Consider the following 19,610-nt stretch of genomic DNA (forward strand, 5'->3'; position numbering starts at 1 on the left):
TACCTCCACTTCCATAAAACAGATTTACTTACATTATATAATAAAAATTTAGCACTTGCAATATTAAAGTGCTAAATCTATTTTATCCATTATTCTCATAAAGAAAATTTAATAACCTACGATGTTTTAAACCTTCTTCAACAATACTAGTATCCATAATTTTTTCTTTAGCTTCTTCTGGTGTCATCTTATAAAACTTAGCAAACTCAATAATTTCTTGTTCTACCTCATCATTACTAACTTGAATATTTTCTTGATTCATAATTTCTTGTAAAATTAAATAATTACTAATTTTTGCTTTAGCATCGCCTCGTAACTCCTTTTTAATATCTAATTCCGTTAATTTAGTTAACTTCAAATATTGCTTTAAATCAATATTTTGTTCTTTTAACTTCTGCTCAAACTCACCTTGAAGATTTAATACTTCTTTATCAATAATTGATTCAGGAATATGAATCGTTGCTGTTTTAGAAATTTCTAATAACAAATTATTAATAAACTCATCTTTAATTTTTTCTTCATTTTGCTTAATCAAATTTTCTTTAATAAAATTTTTTAATTGTGCTAAATCCTCAATACCATCAATATTAGCATCTTTTGCTAAATCATCATTAATTTCTGGAACAATCTTATTTTTAACTTCTTTAATTTTAACTTTAAAAGTTACTTCTTTTCCTGCTAAATCTGGTTGTAAATAATCTTTAGGAAACGATACAAGTAAATCCTTTTCTTCACCAGCCATCAATCCAATCATTTGCTCTTCAAAACCAGGAATAAACTTTTTTGAACCAATTTCTAAACTAAAATTTTCAGCTTTTCCACCAGCAAAAGGTTCCCCATCTTTAAAACCTTCAAAATCAAAAATAACAACATCACCATTAGTAATCTTATCTTCTTTAATTTCTAAAATAACTGATTTTTCTTGTAACTGACTAAGTGCTTGATTAACATCCTCATCATTAACAATATTTGCCATTTTCTCAATTTTTATATTTGTATATTTTTCAACTTTAACTTCCGGTTTTAAATCAAATTCAAAAGAAATAATATATTTTTCCATTGACAAAGTATCAATATTTAAACTTGGCTGAATAAAAGGTTGCAATGGATCATTTTGTAATAAAGCAAATTCTCACGCTTTATCCATCGCAACTTTATGAGCTTCATTCAAAATTTTTGCATTATTTAAATGTTTTTTTACCATATTTTCTGGCACTTTACCTTTACGAAAACCTGGTATTTCTAAACCAGCTTTTAACTTATTTGTTACCTTTTCAATAAGATCTTCTCATTCTTCTTTTTCAAATTCAATAATATACTTTCCTTTATTTTCTTCAATATTTTTTTTACTTGTAAATTTCATCAAATATCCTCCTATATTTCAACGATTTAATTATACCCTTGATTAATTACTAAATGCAATTAAACTTTAACAAATATCCAATAATAAATCTTAAAAAATTTGTTCTTTTTCAATTTGTAATAAAAATCTTTCAGTAAGAACAACATCAGTGTTTAAATTTTGACAAATCTGTTCTAACTTACATTCATCATCACCTTGCATAATTTGTGCTTTATAAATAATAGCACTAACTACCGCAGGAAGATCCGCCATTAATGGCAAATTAGGATACTGACTATATCAATAATTTTCTCATAAGTATCAACAAACCTGTTCTAAACTAGGATTATCATTATAAACAAAATTACTTAAAGTAGTTTTAACTTTTTTAGTACATTCATCAAGATGAAATTCAGAAATCAATATCGGATTAACAAAATACTGACCATGTGTTTTTTGAACAATAAACACCTCATCAATATCTTGTCTTTTTAAAACTATTAACAAATACGTTTTATTTTCATTTCTAAACAACGAATTTTTTAGATAATCTCGTAATGTTGATAATATTTTTCTAGCATTTTGCTGTTCTAAAAAATTAAACGCTACTAAATGAATTTCTTCATCAAACGGATTATTAATAATTTCTTTAATTGTCTCTAAATCTCATTGCTTAATATTTGGTTTTTCTTTTGTTAACTGTTGAATTTCATTATAAAATTTAATAATTTGTTGTTCATATTTTTTTGGTATATAGGGTAAATCTAATTCAAATTTTAACTTAACTTTCGCTTGTTCATAGTTTTCATTAGCAATTAATTGTTCAATTTCCTTAATAAAAAAAGTATAATATTTATTATTCATTAAACTTATTCACCAACATTTTTATTTTAAATGGCGCCCATGAAGAGACTTGAACTCTTGACCCTGCGCTTAGAAGGCGCATGCTCTATCCAACTGAGCTACATGGGCACATTTTTATACTACATAAAAAATAATAACATTATTCGCTTTAAACTGCAATTATTTTAATAAAAGGTCGCGTTTAGTTTTCTATGTAATATACCACAGACTTATGACAAGCACAAGATATTTTTTTAAAAAGGGTCGCGTTTAGTTTTCTTAGGTATTGTTTTGAAGAAGTAAAACAATCAGCTAATTATATTATTTAATTACTAAACTAACCCTGCCTTTCTTGTTATTGTCATTTTTATTCGTTTTCATTTTATCATATTATTGAATTTTTACACAATAAAAAATTATTAATTTTATTAAATTTTCACTAATTATCTAAATTTATGTTTTCTATATTTATTCGTATATACAATACTACCTTTATTAATTCAACTATCATCATTTTTCTTATTATATTTATTTCATAATGAAGTTTTATAAATTTCTTTTCTGATTTCTATTTCTGAATTAATATTTTCATTAATATAATGTAATACATTTAATTTGTTTAAATTTGCCATTCTTAAATGTAATAAGTTATTTAAATTCTTATGATTATATATTTTTGCTCCATATCCTAATTGTTGTTTTATTAAATGTGATACATCACTTTCAATGCTACAACCGATATTTCATTCTAAATTTTGATTATGAATACCATGCTTATTATTACTGAAATAATTACTCGCTTTTCTTAAATTTGTTTTAATATCTTTATTTAATTCATTTTTAACAACATTACGAATGTTTTTTTTAATTTTGTCGAAAACTCTTGATATTTATTGAATATACTTAATTTTAGGTATATTTTAATATGATAGAGGTGGATAATAATTATGGAAAAAATAATTCAAGAACTAGTAAATACTTTAACAGATGATCAATTTTTAGAATTTTATGAAAAAGTCAAACAACAAGCAGAATTAATAAAAAAACAAAAACGGTTAAATGAAATTGATCAAAAATTTAGAGCGCAAGGTATTAAATGCCCTAAATGTGAATTTTACCATTGCGTTAAAAATGGACATAATTCAGAAGGGAAACAAAAATATTTATGTAAAAATTGCCGTGCAAGTTTTGACGCTTTTCGTAATCATTTTATTTATTGAAGTCATTTAAATTATGAACAATGAAATTTATTGATTCAAATTTCATTGCTGGGGCAATCTAGTAAAACAATTTCTCGTTTTATTAAAACTACATTAAAAACTGCTTGATATAATCGTCAAAAATTAATGAAATCAAAACAATTAGAAAATACCCAATTAAAATTTAAAAAATTATCTGGTAAAATCCAAATCGATGAAACATTTATTAAAGAAATCCATAAAGGAAATTTCAAATATAAAACTGATCCACGAAGAATTCACCTTGACCCATTCGCAACTAATACTAAATGCTGTATTCAAATGGCAATTGATAATAATAACAATATTTATGTTAAATCCACAAACACCAAACGTTTACAAAAACAATGAGTTATTGAAAATATGAACAAAGAATTAATTAACGAAAATTCAATTATTACTTCTGATATGCAAAAATTATATTTTTTAGTAGCAAAACAAACAAATTCTACTTTATGTGTAACTAAAACAACAATTAATCCTGAAGCTAGTTATCGTAACTTAAATAAAATCAGTAAATTACAATCTAGTCTTAAAGAAGCCTTAATTCATTATCATGGTTTAGGTTTTACTAATATTCAAAATTATTTAAATCTCTGAAAATGAAAATACCAACATAAGGGTTTAACTCCAAACCAACAAACAGCGGTATTATATTTTAATGTATAAAAAAGTTAAAGTAAAAATAGTAATTTTACATAAAAGCCTTTTAAAATTATCAAGTTGATGATTTTTTTTATTTTATCAAGAGTTTTCGACAAAATTAAAAAATGTTTTTGATTAATTCTTGATGATTTCCATCTTTATATAATTTAATTCAACTATTTAATGTTACTTTGCGATTTTCAAAAATAATATTAAATGCGGTTTGTTTTAATTTTTTAATAGCGTGATAACCGTCTAAAATATATCTAACATTACCAAAACTATTGGCAATTTCTCTAATTCAAGTATCACCATCGCCACAAACAATTATTCTGTCATAATTAATATTTACATAATGTTTTTGTAATTCTTTAATTAATAAATCACGATAATCCATCGTATTTATTCGTTTACCAACTTTTAACATTAGAAAATGACCTCGTTTGTTTTCCAATTCTCTACGAGCATTTTTGTAATTTTTTTCTTTATGTCCGGTATGAAAAGTAACTAAACGAATTCTTTGGTCTTGTTTAACTTTCTGATCTAATGTCGCTAAAAATGTCTCATCTAGTTGAATAGACTTCTTGCAAAATTAATATGATAATTATAATTTTTAAATTTAAAATAAATATAAAAGTGTTATTAAAATAATTTTTAGATTATTTTTACAAATATTTTGTCATTAAAACATAATAAAAATTATTATTTACAATAAAAAAAGACTGAAATTTTAAATTATCAAATATATTTAAACTAATAGTTGTAAATTATAAATTGAAGCTATTAAATTAAATCTTAAAGCAAATCTTTTTCTACGATTTCGATATTTTTCACTAATAATTTTAAATTTTTTAAGTATAGCAAAAACATTTTCAATAACAATTCTCATTTTTGAAATTCGCTCATTATTTTGCTTTTCTTCTTTATTTAAAGGGTTTTTCTTTGATTTTCTTTTAGGAATTAAAACATTATGATTAATTTTTTGTATGCCTTGATAACCTAAATCCACTAAAACAGTTGTTTCTGGTAAAAATTTAATTTTTGAATCTTTTAAAATTTTAAAGTCATGGTTTTTACCATAAGAAAAATCAGAACTAATAATTTTTTTACTATCTTTTTCAATTATAACTTGTGTTTTTATTGTGTGTTTTTTCTTTTTTCCTGAGTAGTGCTGTTTTTGTCTTTTTTTGGGCGTTGGATTTGGCTTTCAGTTACATCAATTATAACAGTCTTATCTTTGAAATAATCTTTTAATAGTGATTTTTGACCAGTAAGTTGTTGAAAATTAGGGTGTTTTATTAAAGTGTCTTCAATTCATTTGATATTTCTATAACAACTACTTTCACTAATATCATAACTTTTTGCAATATGAAAATAAGTTCTATATTCTCTTCAATATTCTAAAGTCATTAAAATACGATTTTCTAATGATAATTTATTGGTTCTTCCGCGACGAAATCTCTTTTTTAATTCTTCTATTTTTAAAATTTCTAGCATTTTATTAAAAGTAGTATGTTTAATACCAGTTAATCTTAAAAAATTTTTATCACTTATTTGATTATTTTTTTTAAATTTCATTTAAATTCCACCTTTTTATTAAAAACAACAATTCAATTATATTTTAAATTAATTTTGCAAGAAGTCTAATATATAAATCCTTATTTTTGACATCAATTCTAGTTTTAGTTTCTTTTTCTGCTAGTTGAAAATATTCAGCAATATCGTATTTATTTAAAATACTTGAAATACTAGCTTTTGAAATATAACAATGATTTAGAACATCTAAAACATCGCGATATCGTTTACCATCACCTAAAAGACTTAAAACTTTAAATTGGACATCAAAATAAATGCGTTGTTTAGGTAATAGACCAATTTCTTTATCTAATAAACATACATATTCAAATTTACCTGATTTTTGATTTCAATATTTATATCGGCGTCGTTTAAAAATAACTTCACCAAAAATTGTAATAATTGTTCTTATTGCAAAATGAACTACTTTATAACCTTGTTTTAAGCGATAATGATATTTATATAAGTATTCATCTAATTTTTCATATTCATTAGCTAATTGTTCGCATTTATTGGTATACATATTTTTATGGGTTGTAAATAAACTTAATCAATGCTTGTTTTCTGTGGTTTTTACATTATTATTAATTTCTAACATAAAAAATCACCTTTCTCGGTAGAGTAATTTTAACAAAGTTAAATTTCGTTAGTTTATTTTTTTGTTCTAATGATAATTTTTTTCTAGAATTAGTATTTAATATTCTTAAAAAATAATACAAATTATTATTTGATAGTTTATAATTAATTTGTATTAATTAGACTGTACAAATTTGAGAAAGGATGTTGATTGTTTGGTAAATTTTATTAATTAGTAAAAATTCACGAAAGGTATTTAATTAATATGAAAAAATTACTAGGGATTTTAGGAACAATAACAATATCGGGTAGCGGAGTGGCAGGAGTCGTTGCCAATAGTCCTTATCCAACACAAGAAAAATTAGAAAATATAAATTATAAAAGACAAAAACGAAGCAATAATGAAAATAATAAAATAAATAGAACAAAAATTGTCATTAGAACGAATAGGGAAATTTATGCTAGTGGAATTATTTTAAATAATAAAGTATATTTTGGTTCACAAGATCATAATGTTTATGAATATGATCCAGTGACAAATCAACAAATAATTGTCATTAGAACAGAAAATAAAATTTTTTCTTCTGGTGTTGTTTTAAATAACAAAGTATATTTTGGTTCACAAGATCATAATGTTTATGAATATGATCCAGTAACAAATCAACAAAAAATTGTTATTAGAACAAAAGGAGAAGTTTGATCTTCTGGTGTTGTTTTAAACAATAAATTATATGTTGGTTCATGAGATCATAATGTTTATGAATATGATCCAGTAACAAATCAACAAAAAGTTGTTATTAAAACAGAAGGGCAAGTTTGATCTTCTGGTAGAATTTTAAACAATAAATTATATTTTTGTTCATTAGATGAACATAATATTTATGAATATGATCCAGTGACAAATCAACAAAAAATTGCTATTAAAACAAATGGTGAAGTTTATTCTAGTGGAGTTACTTTAAATAATAAATTATATTTTGGTTCACATGATAATAATGTTTATGAGTATGAGCCGATTACAGGCCAACAAAAAGTTGTTATTAAAGCAAATGGTATAATTGATTCTTCTGGTGTGGTTTTTAAAAACAAAATATATTTTGGTTCGGATGATAGTAATGTTTATGAGTATGACCCTACAACGGCAAAACAAAAAGTTGTTATTAAAGCAAATAGCTGAATAAGATCTTCTGGTGTGGTTTTCAACAATAAATTATATTTTGGTTCACACGATAATAATGTTTATGAGTATGATCCAATTACAGGACAGCAAAAAATCATTATTAGAACAAATAACAATGTTGATTCTTCTGGTGTGGTTTTAAATAATAAATTATATTTTGGTTCACAAGATCATAATGTTTATGAATATAGTGAATACTATTTAAATTCAAATTTATGACAAATTAATGATAATTCTGATACTGAAATTTTGAATGAATTAAATTATTTAAATCCTGATTTAGATATTTCACAATTAGAAATTATTAGTAAAACAAATAATTCAGCTATAGTAAAAATAAAAGATAATTTAAATAATAATAATATAAAAATACATTATTCAATTGATAATGGGCAAAATAAAATTATTAATTTAAATGAATTGATTAAAAAAGCATTATTTTTTAAATTTCGAGACGAAAATCCTAATTTAAAATTTAAGGAAATAAATTATATTTTTAATTTTGTCGAAAACTCTTGATAAAATAAAAAAAATCATCAACTTGATAATTTTAAAAGGCTTTTATGTAAAATTACTATTTTTACTTTAACTTTTTTATACATTAAAATATAATACCGCTGTTTGTTGGTTTGGAGTTAAACCCTTATGTTGGTATTTTCATTTTCAGAGATTTAAATAATTTTGAATATTAGTAAAACCTAAACCATGATAATGAATTAAGGCTTCTTTAAGACTAGATTGTAATTTACTGATTTTATTTAAGTTACGATAACTAGCTTCAGGATTAATTGTTGTTTTAGTTACACATAAAGTAGAATTTGTTTGTTTTGCTACTAAAAAATATAATTTTTGCATATCAGAAGTAATAATTGAATTTTCGTTAATTAATTCTTTGTTCATATTTTCAATAACTCATTGTTTTTGTAAACGTTTGGTGTTTGTGGATTTAACATAAATATTGTTATTATTATCAATTGCCATTTGAATACAGCATTTAGTATTAGTTGCGAATGGGTCAAGGTGAATTCTTCGTGGATCAGTTTTATATTTGAAATTTCCTTTATGGATTTCTTTAATAAATGTTTCATCGATTTGGATTTTACCAGATAATTTTTTAAATTTTAATTGGGTATTTTCTAATTGTTTTGATTTCATTAATTTTTGACGATTATATCAAGCAGTTTTTAATGTAGTTTTAATAAAACGAGAAATTGTTTTACTAGATTGCCCCAGCAATGAAATTTGAATCAATAAATTTCATTGTTCATAATTTAAATGACTTCAATAAATAAAATGATTACGAAAAGCGTCAAAACTTGCACGGCAATTTTTACATAAATATTTTTGTTTTCCTTCTGAATTATGTCCATTTTTAACGCAATGGTAAGATTCACATTTAGGGCATTTAATACCTTGCGCTCTAAATTTTTGATCAATTTCATTTAACCGTTTTTGTTTTTTTATTAATTCTGCTTGTTGTTTGACTTTTTCATAAAATTCTAAAAATTGATCATCTGTTAAAGTATTTACTAGTTCTTGAATTATTTTTTCCATAATTATTATCCCCCTCTATCATATTAAAAATATACCTAAAATTAAGTATATTCAATAAATATCAAGAGTTTTCGACAAAATTAAAAAATTATATTGATACTAATAATTTAAATTTTTGAGATATTGAAATAACAAAAAAAGAAAATTCATTTTTATGATCTAATGTTCCTAAAAATGTATGTTCTGATAGAGAAATCATCAATAAAACTCCAAATACAAGATCATTTAATGTACCTGCTTGTGAATATAATTCAAAATCAAAATTAGTATTTCAAATTACAACAGGATTAACTAAAACAAAACAAGAAAATAAATTAAATGGTTGAAACATAAATTCTGATGATGAAATGAAATTAACAGATTTTACAAATATAAATAATAAAAATTCTGAAATTATTAATGTATTATCAAATGAATTTGATTTATCAAACACAAATAAACAAGAACAAGAAATGATTTTAAGTATTTTTAAGGAATCCGCTGATAAATTTGAACTTGATCCCAATGAAAAATTAAAAATTACTTATGCAGTAAGAATAATTGAGTCTGAAATTATATTAAATTTAAAGCAAAAAATTATGGGAACAATTAGGGCAAAAATAATGGATGATAGTAATAAAGAACAAATATTTATATTATCAATTACAAAAGCAATGCAAATTTTACAAAATCATGGTTTATTACCCAATGAAATTACTATAGATAAAAACAATGATAACATAACATTTAATGGGAAAGCATTTTTCTCATCAGAAAGAGAAGGATCAGTAAGAACAAATACAGTTACTACTATAGTATAAGGTTTTATAAAAACGATATTAGCTATTTAGAACAATAACTTTAATTGAAACAAGCACAACAAGTTTAATTGCTTGTAAAAATAAGCAAAATATTCAAACCAGTAATTTTAATTAATTACTGGTTTCTTATTTTGTTAAAATAGAAAAAATGAAAAAGTTGTTTAGTTTTTTAAGGGTATTGATTGTCGAAATATTGTCATAATGAAAAACCATCTTTCTTGTAAAGAAATCTTAACATTTTATATATTTTTATGAAATTTTTTAATATGAAATTTGTTTGAACCAGGATAACTATATTCTTGTATTGTTATTTTTACATCTTTAATTTTTTTAGCAGTATAAAAATATTCAATATTTGTTTTTTGAAAATCTTTATCAAAAAATTCTCTTTCTTCTGGGGTGCTGTTTTCTTTTTTATAATTATAAATTTCTTTAATTTCTTTAAATACTGGTTCATTGGTAAAGACAGCAAACCCTCTAGTATTTTCTCCATAATTTTTTATTTCCAAAGGTAATTGCTCTTTTACTGAATCAATATTAATATATACTGGGTCACTGCCTTTTTTATACAATGATTGTAAATAACTGTTATTTATTTCTGGAAATGTTAAGTCATATGTTTTATATTGAACTTGTTGTGTTTCATTTTCTTTTTTAGAACAACCCACCATTGGTAATATTATTAATGTCGAAAGAGTTATTATATTTAAAATTTTCATTATTTTAATTCCTTTATTACTTTATTTTTTCAATATATATATATATATATATATATATATATATTACACGAAAATCCTTAATATCATTAGAAAAATGGCAAAGCCGGTCGTGTTTAGTTTTCTTAGGTATTGCTTTGAAGAAGTAAAACAATCAGCTAATTATATTATTTAATTACTAAACCAACCATACCTTTCTTGTTATTGTCATTTTTATTCTTTTTCATTTTATCATATTATTGAATTTTTACACAATGAAAAATTATTAATTTTATTAAATTTTAACTAATATTTTTACTTACTTAAATGTAATATATTTATTTGTATATACAATTCTACCTTTATTAATTCAACTATCATCATTTTTCTTATTATATTTATTTCATAATGAACTTTTATATATTTCTTTTCTGATTTCTATTTCTGAATTAATATTTTCATTAATGTAATGTAATACATTTAATTTGTTTAAATTTGCCATTCTTAAATGTAATAGGTTATTTAAATTCTTATGATTATATATTAGACTTCTTGCAAAATTAATATGATAATTATAATTTTTAAATTTAAAATAAATATAAAAGTGTTATTAAAATAATTTTTAGATTATTTTTACAAATATTTTGTCATTAAAACATAATAAAAATTATTATTTACAATAAAAAAAGACTGAAATTTTAAATTATCAAATATATTTAAACTAATAGTTGTAAATTATAAATTGAAGCTATTAAATTAAATCTTAAAGCAAATCTTTTTCTACGATTTCGATATTTTTCACTAATAATTTTAAATTTTTTAAGTATAGCAAAAACATTTTCAATAACAATTCTCATTTTTGAAATTCGCTCATTATTTTGCTTTTCTTCTTTATTTAAAGGGTTTTTCTTTGATTTTCTTTTAGGAATTAAAACATTATGATTAATTTTTTGTATGCCTTGATAACCTAAATCCACTAAAACAGTTGTTTCTGGTAAAAATTTAATTTTTGAATCTTTTAAAATTTTAAAGTCATGGTTTTTACCATAAGAAAAATCAGAACTAATAATTTTTTTACTATCTTTTTCAATTATAACTTGTGTTTTTATTGTGTGTTTTTTCTTTTTTCCTGAGTAGTGCTGTTTTTGTCTTTTTTTGGGCGTTGGATTTGGCTTTCAGTTACATCAATTATAACAGTCTTATCTTTGAAATAATCTTTTAATAGTGATTTTTGACCAGTAAGTTGTTGAAAATTAGGGTGTTTTATTAAAGTGTCTTCAATTCATTTGATATTTCTATAACAACTACTTTCACTAATATCATAACTTTTTGCAATATGAAAATAAGTTCTATATTCTCTTCAATATTCTAAAGTCATTAAAATACGATTTTCTAATGATAATTTATTGGTTCTTCCGCGACGAAATCTCTTTTTTAATTCTTCTATTTTTAAAATTTCTAGCATTTTATTAAAAGTAGTATGTTTAATACCAGTTAATCTTAAAAAATTTTTATCACTTATTTGATTATTTTTTTTTAAATTTCATTTAAATTCCACCTTTTTATTAAAAACAACAATTCAATTATATTTTAAATTAATTTTGCAAGAAGTCTATTTTTGCTCCATATCCTAATTGTTGTTTTACTAAATGTGATACATCACTTTCAATGCTACAACCAATATTTCATTCTAAATTTTGATTATGAATACCTTGCTTATTATTACTGAAATAATTACTCGCCTTTCTTAAATTTATTTTAATATCTTTATTTAATTCATTTTTAGCAACATTACGAATGTTTTTGATTAATTCTTGATGATTGCCATCCTTATAAAATTTAATTCAACTATTTAATGTTACTTTGCGATTTTCAAAAATAATATTAAATGCCGTTTGTTTTAATTTTTTAATAGCATGATAACCATCTAAAATATATCTAACATTACCAAAGCTATTGGCAATTTCTCTAATTCAAGAATCACCATCGCCACAAACAATTATTTTGTCATAATTAATATTCACATAATGTTTTTGTAATTCTCTAATTAATAAATCACGATAATCCATCGTATTTATTCGTTTACCAACTTTTAACATTAGAAAATGACCTCGTTTGTTTTCTAATTCTCTACGAGCATTTTTGTAATTTTTTTCTTTATGTCCGGTATGAAAAGTAACTAAACGAATTCTTTGGTCTTGTTTAACTTTCTGATCTAATGTCGCCAAAAATGTTTCATCTAGTTGAATATATAAATTCTTATTTTTGACATCAATTCTAGTTTTAGTTTCTTTTTCTGCTAATTGAAAATATTCGGCAATATCGTATTTATTTAAAATATTTGAAATACTACCTTTTGAAATATAACAATGATTTAGAGCATCTAAAACATCAAGATAGCGTTTGCCATCACCCAGAAGACTTAAAACTTTAAATTGGACATCAAAATAAATGCGTTGTTTGGGTAATAGACCAATTTCTTTATCTAACAAACATACATATTCAAATTTACCTGATTTTTGATTTCAATATTTATATCGGCGTCGTTTAAAAGTAACATCACCAAAAATTGTAATAATTGTTCTTGGTGCAAAATGAACTACTTTATAACCTTGTTTTAACCGATAATGATATTTATATAAGTATTCATCTAATTTTTCATATTCATTAGCCAATTGTTCACATTTATTGGTGTACATATTTTTATGGGTTGCGAATAAACTGAATCAATGCTTGTTTTCTAAGGTTTTTACATTATTATTAATTTCTAACATAAAAAATCACCTTTCTCGGTAGAGTAATTTTAACAAAGTTAAATTTCGTTAGTTTATTTTTCTGTTTTAATGATAATTTTTTTCTAGAATTAGTATTTAATATTCTTAAAAAATGATAGAAATTCTTATTTAATAAGTTATAATCAACTTGTATTAATTAGACTGTACAAATTTTAGAAAGGATGTTGATTGTTCGATAAATTTTATTAATTAGTAAAATTAACGAAAAGGATTTGATTAATATGAAAAAATTACTTAGTTTATTAAGTACAATAACAATAGCGAGTAGTGGAATGGCGGGAATCGTTGCCAATAGTCCTTATCCAACACAAGAAAAATTAGAAAATATAAATTATAAAAGACAAAAACGAAGCAATAATGAAAATAATAAAATAAATAGAACAAAAATTGTCATTAGAACGAATAGGGAAATTTATGCTAGTGGAATTATTTTAAATAATAAAGTATATTTTGGTTCACAAGATCATAATGTTTATGAATATGATCCAGTGACAAATCAACAAATAATTGTCATTAGAACAGAAAATAAAATTTTTTCTTCTGGTGTTGTTTTAAATAACAAAGTATATTTTGGTTCACAAGATCATAATGTTTATGAATATGATCCAGTAACAAATCAACAAAAAATTGTTATTAGAACAAAAGGAGAAGTTTGATCTTCTGGTGTTGTTTTAAACAATAAATTATATGTTGGTTCATGAGATCATAATGTTTATGAATATGATCCAGTAACAAATCAACAAAAAGTTGTTATTAAAACAGAAGGGCAAGTTTGATCTTCTGGTAGAATTTTAAACAATAAATTATATTTTTGTTCATTAGATGAACATAATATTTATGAATATGATCCAGTGACAAATCAACAAAAAATTGCTATTAAAACAAATGGTGAAGTTTATTCTAGTGGAGTTACTTTAAATAATAAATTATATTTTGGTTCACATGATAATAATGTTTATGAGTATGAGCCGATTACAGGCCAACAAAAAGTTGTTATTAAAGCAAATGGTATAATTGATTCTTCTGGTGTGGTTTTTAAAAACAAAATATATTTTGGTTCGGATGATAGTAATGTTTATGAGTATGACCCTACAACGGCAAAACAAAAAGTTGTTATTAAAGCAAATAGCTGAATAAGATCTTCTGGTGTGGTTTTCAACAATAAATTATATTTTGGTTCACACGATAATAATGTTTATGAGTATGATCCAATTACAGGACAGCAAAAAATCATTATTAGAACAAATAACAATGTTGATTCTTCTGGTGTGGTTTTAAATAATAAATTATATTTTGGTTCACAAGATCATAATGTTTATGAATATAGTGAATACTATTTAAATTCAAATTTATGACAAATTAATGATAATTCTGATACTGAAATTTTGAATGAATTAAATTATTTAAATCCTGATTTAGATATTTCACAATTAGAAATTATTAGTAAAACAAATAATTCAGCTATAGTAAAAATAAAAGATAATTTAAATAATAATGATAATAATATAAAAATACATTATTCAATTGATAATGGGCAAAATAAAATTATTAATTTAAATGAATTGATTAAAAAAGCATTATTTTTTAAATTTCGAGACGAAAATCCTAATTTAAAATTTAAGGAAATAAATTATATTGATACTGATAATTTAAATTTTTGAGATATTGAAATAACAAAAAAAGAAAATTCATTTTTATGATCTAATGTTCCTAAAAATGTATGTTCTGATAGAGAAATTATCAATAAAACTCCAAATACAAGATCATTTAATGTACCTGCTTGTGAATATAATTCAAAATCAAAATTAGTATTTCAAATTACAACAGGATTAACTAAAACAAAACAAGAAAATAAATTAAATGGTTGAAACATAAATTCTGATGATGAAATAAAATTAACAGATTTTACAAATATAAATAATGAAAATTCTGAAATCATTAATGTATTATCAAATGAATTTGATTTATCAAACACAAATAAACAAGAAAAAGAAATGATTTTAAGTATTTTTAAGGAACCCGCTGATAAATTTGAACTTAATCCCAATGAAAAATTAAAAATTACTTATCCAGTAAGAATAATTACATCTAAAGTTATATTAAATTTAAAACAAAAAATTACAGGAAATATTACTGCCAAAATAATTGATGATAACAATAAAGAACAAATAGTTACATTATCAATTACAGAAGTAATGCAAATTTTACAAAAATATAATTTATTACCCAATGAAATTACTATAGATAAAAACAATGATAAAATAACATTTAACGGTGAAGCATTTTTTTCATCAGAAAGAGAAGGGTCGGTAAGAACAAATACAGTTACTACTATAGTATAAAGTTTTATAAAAACGATATTAGCTATTTAGAACAATAACTTTAATTAAAACAAGCCCAACAAGTTTAAATTTCTTGTAAAAATAAAAAATATTCAAACCAGTAATTAACTAAAATTACTGGTTTTTATTTTGACAAAATAAAAAAATGAAAAAGTTGTTTAAGAGCAGTATCATCATATAAAGCTACATTTTGGGGTAGTGATTTTAAGGGACTGTACAATTAACTGTGTCTCTAAGTAATTAACTTAAATTCACTCTGTCCTCAAATTTTATCATTAAATGTGAAATTGCACTACCCCAATTTTGAATTGGCATCGTTCATTTCTTAACCATATTTTGAAATGCTAAATAAAATATTTTAAAAACTGATGCGTCATTAGGAAAAATCTTTTTATTCTTAATGACTTTTCTTAATTGACTATTAACAGATTCAATCGCATTAGTTGTGTAAATAATTCTTCTAAATTCCTGAGGATATTCAAGAAAAATTATTAAATTATTTCAGTTATTTTTTCATGATTTAGTAATTTGTGGATACTTTTTATTTCATTTTTCTGAAAAATGATCTAAAGCAATTAACGCTATTTCTTCATTAATTGCTGTATAAATTGATTTTAAATCATTAGCTACAAGTTTGCGATCTTTGTAAGGAACAAATTTTAAACTATTGCGAATTTGATGAACAATGCATAATTGATGCTGTGTTTTTGGGAAAACAGCTTCTATTGCATCAGACATCCCAGTTAAATTATCACTACAAGCAACAAGAATATCTTGTAACCCACGATTTTTCATTTCCGTAAGATTATTAAGTCAAAATTTGGCTCCCTCATTCTCACTAATTCACATTCCTAAAATATCTTTTAAACCATCTAAATTAATTCCTAAGGCAAGATAAACTGCTTTATTTATTATTCGTTTATCTTGCTTTACTTTAACAACAATACAATCAAAATAAACAATCGGATAAATCTTCTCTAAAGGTTTAGTTTGTCACATTTTAACTTCTTCAATAACATCATCAGTTATTTGACTAATTAAACTTTCTGAAATTTCTGCTCCGTGATAGAATTCTTGCAATTGTGCTTTGATATCAGAAATTGTCATTCCTCTTGCATATAAAGAAATTACTTTTTGATCAAAGTTATCAAATCTTCTTTGTCTTTTTGGAATAATTACTGGTTCAAAAGTACTATTTCGATCTCTTGGTACATCAATTGCGATTGAACCATTTTTAGTAATAATGGTTTTTTGTGTGTTGCCATTTCTTTTATTATGATTCTCATCAGTTTCAAGATAATCTTTAATTTCCGTATTTAACATTCGTTCAGTTAATTTTTTGGTAAATTCCTGAAAAATAGTATTGCCTTTAAATAAATCTTGTGGATTATCAATATTTTCTAAAAAATAATCAACAACTTTATCAATTGCGTCAGGTTCTTTTTTTATTTTTTTTGTCATTTTCTGCTCTCCTTCTTTTAAGTATAATTCAGAATGAATTATCGAGACACAGAATTTTGGACAGGCTCGATTTTAACAGTTTTTTAATTTAGTTATTAAGGATTTTCAATTTCAATTTCAAAATTATTTGTACATATTAAACTATAATCTGTTGTATTATCATCTTGTTTGTAGTCATTTAAATTTGTGCCTTGTGCTTTAATTGTTATTTTTTTATTGATTACTCATTCTTTCTTTCCTGCTTTGGTTCCATATGTAGTTATTAATTTTTGAATTTTTTGTTGTTTACTCTGATTATTAGAGAATTCTGATTGTATAAATTTGAAAGTAAGATTGTTTAAATTTTTTAATTCCGGTAATTTTTCATTTAGATTGATATTATCTTCTTTCTTTATGTTAACTTCTATAAGTCTGGTTGTTGGCCAAGTTACGAGGTCACCAAAATGAAACCTCACCTTTTGTAAGTTTTTGATTTCAAAATTATAAATTTTATTAATATCTTTATTACTATCTTTATTTTTTTGTTTTACTGGTTCATTTGTTTTTTTGGAACAGCCGATTATTGGTAGTGTTATTAATCCTAAAACAGCGGTTATATTTAAAAATTTCATAAAATTAACTCCTTTATTTTATTTTTTCAATATATATATATATATATATATATATATATATTATACAAAAATTCTTAATATCATTAGAAAGATGGCAAAACCGATTAAAAATTGAAAGGTATAGTAAAAGGCGGGTACTGTTTTAAAAACTGGGAAAATTGCGGTTGAAAAGGTAACTGTTGCTTTTGCAATAATTGCTAATGGCCGTAAAATTGTAATGATTTGCGAAGCCGTTAGCATTCAATTAATCATTTTGATACCAGCATTTTGAATGGCACAGCCAATGTCATTAAAAGTAGGGATTCATCGTCCAGAATATTTACAATTTGCTGGCGGAATTATGTCATCTCATTCCGAGTTAGTTGAACCATCAGGTATAAACGCTGTGGAATTAAGGACATTAAAGTCATAAATTTTAAAATTATAATTAGAGGTATTTGTTTTATGGTACAAAGGAAAAGTTAAGGTAAAAATATTAATGCCATAGCGAATATCAATGTCCGTATTGAAGTAATTAATGCTGTTAGCAGTCTTACTGGTTGGCAAGGTAATCAGTTTATTGTCGTAAGATTTAAGAACATTAAATTCAATTTGATAGATACTGTTATTATTTTTAATAGCATTAAAATTTTCTTGGTGCGTTTTTTTATCAAAAGTAAAAAAATAACTTCTTAGTAATAATTCTGAGTCTCCCATAATATTTACTAAGTATTTTTTGGGATAAAAAGTAATTAACGAACGATAAAAGAAACCAATTTGAATAAAATAGTTCTTGTTATAATTATCTACGCCTTTAAAATCAATTTCGGTATGAGTTTTTTCGTCCATATCAAAAGTCGCATAAAATAAACTGGAAAAGAAATTGCCAAGAATTTCATAGATTTCGTCAAAAACATTTTTGTACTCGCTGTTGTTAATACTAGGAATGTTGTTTTTAAAATAAAGGTAAATGTCATTTTTTAATTCAGGATCGTATCTCAAAAAACTAAATTTAACATTAAGATAATTTAAGGTACCAAAAAGATACTTAATTAAGTAATAATCGTTAGCATTTGCAGTGGCATATTTTCAGATTTCACTTTCACCGTGTAATAATTGTAAATAGTTATTACCCGCAATTAAGGTTTTATTAAAAGCTTTAATTTTCAAAATATTTGTATTAATTTCATCTTTACTACTAGAAGTTTTGTGATAAAAATAGCTTTCGTTTTTAAAACCATGATTTTTAATGGTAAATTCTTTGTAATACCCTTTTTCTAAAGTATTAATGAAATTAAATACTGGTGTTCAATAGAGATACGAGTAATTAAATTTATCAAAATCACCACGGTGAATCATTAAATAATCAAGGTTATCAATAACATCGCTGTATTTGTGATTACCGTCAAAGTTAATAGTTGTTTCTGGTAAATCAATATCGGTGCTATCTTTTTTAATTTCAATTTCAAAATCATTTGTACATATTAAACTGTAATCTGTTATATTATCATCTTGTTTGTAGTCATTTAAAATTGTGCCTTTTGCTCTGATTGTTATTTTTTTATTGATTACTCATTCTTTCTTTCCTACTTTGGTTCCATATGTAGTTATTAATTTTTGAATTTTTTGTTGTTTACTCTGATTATCAGAAAATTCTGATCGTATAAATTTGAAAGTAAGATTGTTTAAATTTTTTAATTCCGGTAACTTTTCATTTAAATCGCTATTATCTTTTTTATTTATATTGACTTCTATAAGTCTGGTTGTTGTCCAAGTTACGAGGTCACCAAAATGAAATCTCACCTTTTGTAAGTTTTTGATTTCAAAATTATAAATTTTATTATTTTGTCTTTTATTTCTAATTAGTGATTGTGTTGTCATTTCATCATTGTTAATGTTTTGGGAAATGGTAAAAATATTATTGAAACTAATAATTAGCACGGTAAATATTTTCATAAACATTTTTATCACTCC

The 19,610-nt window shown here is 23.4% G+C and carries 20 protein-coding genes and 1 tRNA gene; 4 read left to right on the forward strand and 17 right to left on the reverse strand.

Annotated features, from left to right (window positions below):
- Nucleotides 1-82: 82 nt before the first annotated feature.
- The 4 genes from tig to AAHM82_RS05910 form a co-directional block, all read right to left on the reverse strand.
- On the reverse strand, nucleotides 83-1,363 hold the full coding sequence (gene tig, locus AAHM82_RS05895) for a trigger factor (protein WP_342264822.1): 1,281 nt from the start codon (nucleotides 1,361-1,363) through the stop codon (nucleotides 83-85).
- A 90-nt stretch (nucleotides 1,364-1,453) separates the two neighbouring features.
- Nucleotides 1,454-2,206 (reverse strand): hypothetical protein, encoded by a 753-nt coding sequence (locus tag AAHM82_RS05900; protein WP_342264823.1) that lies wholly within the window; start codon nucleotides 2,204-2,206, stop codon nucleotides 1,454-1,456.
- Nucleotides 2,207-2,237: 31 nt separating this feature from the next.
- Nucleotides 2,238-2,314, reverse strand: a tRNA-Arg gene (locus tag AAHM82_RS05905).
- Between the two features lie 314 nt (nucleotides 2,315-2,628).
- Complete coding sequence (locus tag AAHM82_RS05910; RefSeq protein WP_342264824.1) at nucleotides 2,629-2,817, reverse strand: hypothetical protein; 189 nt, start codon at nucleotides 2,815-2,817, stop codon at nucleotides 2,629-2,631.
- A 315-nt stretch (nucleotides 2,818-3,132) separates the two neighbouring features.
- Between AAHM82_RS05910 and AAHM82_RS05915 the strand changes: the two genes are divergently transcribed.
- Nucleotides 3,133-4,092: an IS1/IS1595 family N-terminal zinc-binding domain-containing protein gene (locus AAHM82_RS05915; RefSeq protein WP_342264825.1), complete on the forward strand. Its 960-nt coding sequence runs from the start codon at nucleotides 3,133-3,135 to the stop codon at nucleotides 4,090-4,092.
- Between the two features lie 94 nt (nucleotides 4,093-4,186).
- Here AAHM82_RS05915 and AAHM82_RS05920 read toward each other — a convergent pair whose 3' ends face one another.
- From AAHM82_RS05920 to AAHM82_RS05930, 4 genes are all read right to left on the reverse strand, one after another.
- A complete protein-coding gene (locus AAHM82_RS05920; RefSeq protein ID WP_342264826.1) occupies nucleotides 4,187-4,495 on the reverse strand; it encodes a hypothetical protein in 309 nt (102 codons plus the stop codon).
- A gap of 321 nt (nucleotides 4,496-4,816) precedes the next feature.
- Nucleotides 4,817-5,209, reverse strand: a complete 393-nt coding sequence (locus AAHM82_RS13695) for a transposase family protein (protein WP_342264845.1) — start codon at nucleotides 5,207-5,209, stop codon at nucleotides 4,817-4,819.
- Entirely contained in the window at nucleotides 5,206-5,646 is a 441-nt protein-coding gene (locus AAHM82_RS13700; RefSeq protein WP_342263396.1) for a transposase family protein, read from the reverse strand. Before AAHM82_RS13700 ends, AAHM82_RS13695 begins: the two co-directional genes overlap by 4 nt.
- A gap of 43 nt (nucleotides 5,647-5,689) precedes the next feature.
- On the reverse strand, nucleotides 5,690-6,241 hold the full coding sequence (locus AAHM82_RS05930; RefSeq protein WP_342264827.1) for a UPF0236 family transposase-like protein: 552 nt from the start codon (nucleotides 6,239-6,241) through the stop codon (nucleotides 5,690-5,692).
- 243 nt (nucleotides 6,242-6,484) lie between these two features.
- On the opposite strand from AAHM82_RS05930, the gene AAHM82_RS05935 reads away from it, so the two are divergent.
- Complete coding sequence (locus tag AAHM82_RS05935) at nucleotides 6,485-7,921, forward strand: PQQ-binding-like beta-propeller repeat protein (protein ID WP_342264828.1); 1,437 nt, start codon at nucleotides 6,485-6,487, stop codon at nucleotides 7,919-7,921.
- A 72-nt stretch (nucleotides 7,922-7,993) separates the two neighbouring features.
- Here the strand turns inward: AAHM82_RS05935 and AAHM82_RS05940 are convergent, their stop codons facing one another.
- On the reverse strand, nucleotides 7,994-8,953 hold the full coding sequence (locus tag AAHM82_RS05940; protein WP_342263352.1) for an IS1/IS1595 family N-terminal zinc-binding domain-containing protein: 960 nt from the start codon (nucleotides 8,951-8,953) through the stop codon (nucleotides 7,994-7,996).
- Nucleotides 8,954-9,041: 88 nt separating this feature from the next.
- Nucleotides 9,042-9,284: a hypothetical protein gene (locus tag AAHM82_RS05945; RefSeq protein ID WP_342264829.1), complete on the reverse strand. Its 243-nt coding sequence runs from the start codon at nucleotides 9,282-9,284 to the stop codon at nucleotides 9,042-9,044.
- 16 nt (nucleotides 9,285-9,300) lie between these two features.
- Here AAHM82_RS05945 and AAHM82_RS05950 point away from each other — a divergent pair, with 16 nt between their 5' ends.
- Nucleotides 9,301-9,753, forward strand: a complete 453-nt coding sequence (locus AAHM82_RS05950; protein WP_342264830.1) for a hypothetical protein — start codon at nucleotides 9,301-9,303, stop codon at nucleotides 9,751-9,753.
- Nucleotides 9,754-9,992: 239 nt separating this feature from the next.
- Here AAHM82_RS05950 and AAHM82_RS05955 read toward each other — a convergent pair whose 3' ends face one another.
- From AAHM82_RS05955 to AAHM82_RS05965, 4 genes are all read right to left on the reverse strand, one after another.
- A complete protein-coding gene (locus tag AAHM82_RS05955) occupies nucleotides 9,993-10,472 on the reverse strand; it encodes a hypothetical protein (protein ID WP_342264831.1) in 480 nt (159 codons plus the stop codon).
- A gap of 692 nt (nucleotides 10,473-11,164) precedes the next feature.
- On the reverse strand, nucleotides 11,165-11,557 hold the full coding sequence (locus AAHM82_RS13705; protein ID WP_342264845.1) for a transposase family protein: 393 nt from the start codon (nucleotides 11,555-11,557) through the stop codon (nucleotides 11,165-11,167).
- Nucleotides 11,554-12,006, reverse strand: coding sequence for a helix-turn-helix domain-containing protein (locus tag AAHM82_RS13710; protein ID WP_425288968.1), 453 nt, complete (start codon nucleotides 12,004-12,006; stop codon nucleotides 11,554-11,556). Before AAHM82_RS13710 ends, AAHM82_RS13705 begins: the two co-directional genes overlap by 4 nt.
- A 37-nt stretch (nucleotides 12,007-12,043) precedes the next feature.
- A complete protein-coding gene (locus AAHM82_RS05965; protein WP_342264832.1) occupies nucleotides 12,044-13,222 on the reverse strand; it encodes an Mbov_0401 family ICE element transposase-like protein in 1,179 nt (392 codons plus the stop codon).
- Nucleotides 13,223-13,464: 242 nt separating this feature from the next.
- Here AAHM82_RS05965 and AAHM82_RS05970 point away from each other — a divergent pair, with 242 nt between their 5' ends.
- Nucleotides 13,465-15,585 carry a PQQ-binding-like beta-propeller repeat protein gene (locus tag AAHM82_RS05970; RefSeq protein WP_342263806.1) on the forward strand — a complete coding sequence of 707 codons (2,121 nt, stop codon included), beginning with the start codon at nucleotides 13,465-13,467 and terminating at the stop codon, nucleotides 15,583-15,585.
- A gap of 240 nt (nucleotides 15,586-15,825) precedes the next feature.
- On the opposite strand, the gene AAHM82_RS05975 is transcribed toward AAHM82_RS05970, so the two are convergent.
- The 3 genes from AAHM82_RS05975 to AAHM82_RS05985 form a co-directional block, all read right to left on the reverse strand.
- On the reverse strand, nucleotides 15,826-17,046 hold the full coding sequence (locus tag AAHM82_RS05975) for an IS256 family transposase (RefSeq protein ID WP_342263365.1): 1,221 nt from the start codon (nucleotides 17,044-17,046) through the stop codon (nucleotides 15,826-15,828).
- Nucleotides 17,047-17,141: 95 nt separating this feature from the next.
- Nucleotides 17,142-17,657: a hypothetical protein gene (locus AAHM82_RS05980; protein WP_342263807.1), complete on the reverse strand. Its 516-nt coding sequence runs from the start codon at nucleotides 17,655-17,657 to the stop codon at nucleotides 17,142-17,144.
- A 60-nt stretch (nucleotides 17,658-17,717) separates the two neighbouring features.
- A complete protein-coding gene (locus tag AAHM82_RS05985) occupies nucleotides 17,718-19,598 on the reverse strand; it encodes a hypothetical protein (RefSeq protein WP_342263808.1) in 1,881 nt (626 codons plus the stop codon).
- Nucleotides 19,599-19,610 lie beyond the last annotated feature (12 nt).

The sequence above is a fragment of the Spiroplasma endosymbiont of Clivina fossor genome (assembly GCF_964031115.1).
Lineage (GTDB): Bacteria > Bacillota_I > Bacilli_A > Mycoplasmatales > Nriv7 > Nriv7.